The following is a 1,084-nucleotide window of genomic DNA, read 5'->3' as shown; positions in this document are numbered from 1 at the left end:
GCGATTAAGCGATAACTTTAGCAACAACACCAGCGCCTACAGTACGGCCGCCTTCACGGATTGCGAAACGCAGACCGTCGTCCATCGCGATTGGGTGAATCAGGGTTACAACCATGTTCACGTTGTCGCCTGGCATTACCATCTCTACGCCTTCTGGCAGTTCGATGGTACCGGTTACGTCAGTAGTACGGAAGTAGAACTGTGGACGGTAGCCTTTGAAGAATGGCGTGTGACGACCACCTTCATCTTTGCTCAGGATGTACACTTCAGATTCGAACTGGGTGTGCGGCTTGATGGAGCCTGGCTTAGCCAGTACCTGACCACGTTCGATTTCTTCACGTTTGATACCACGCAGCAGAACACCTACGTTCTCACCAGCACGGCCTTCGTCCAGCAGTTTGCGGAACATTTCAACGCCAGTACAGGTAGACTTAACGGTGTCTTTGATACCAACGATTTCAACTTCTTCGCCAACTTTGATGATACCGCGCTCAACACGACCGGTAACAACGGTACCACGACCGGAGATGGAGAATACGTCTTCGATTGGCAGCAGGAACGGCTTGTCGATAGCACGCTCTGGCTCTGGGATGTAGCTGTCCAGGGCTTCGGCCAGTTCGATGATTTTCGCTTCCCACTCAGCTTCGCCTTCCAGCGCTTTCAGCGCGGAACCGCGGATTACTGGCAGGTCGTCGCCTGGGAAGTCGTAAGCGGACAGCAGTTCGCGAACTTCCATTTCTACCAGTTCCAGCAGCTCTTCATCATCAACCATGTCGCATTTGTTCATGAATACGATGATGAAAGGAACGCCAACCTGACGGCCCAGCAGGATGTGCTCACGAGTCTGAGGCATTGGGCCGTCAGTCGCAGCTACTACCAGGATCGCGCCGTCCATCTGAGCAGCACCGGTGATCATGTTTTTCACGTAGTCGGCGTGCCCTGGGCAGTCAACGTGCGCGTAGTGACGAGTCGGGGTGTCATACTCAACGTGGGAGGTGTTGATGGTGATACCACGAGCTTTTTCTTCTGGCGCGTTATCGATCTGGTCGAAAGCACGTGCAGAACCGCCGTAGGTTTTAGCCAG

Annotated in this window: 1 protein-coding gene; it reads right to left on the bottom strand. The window is 53.8% G+C overall.

The window, feature by feature from the left end:
- Positions 1–4: 4 nt before the first annotated feature.
- Positions 5–1,084: elongation factor Tu (gene tuf, locus GT753_RS25635; RefSeq protein ID WP_060417749.1), on the bottom strand; the 1,080-nt coding region annotated here is incomplete at its 5' end.

Origin of the sequence: Serratia sp. Z4, assembly GCF_009900725.1 — a bacterium.
Lineage (GTDB): Bacteria > Pseudomonadota > Gammaproteobacteria > Enterobacterales > Enterobacteriaceae > Serratia > Serratia nematodiphila.
Note: the sequence above shows the minus strand (reverse complement) of the source record. Positions and strands in the feature narration are given on the sequence as shown.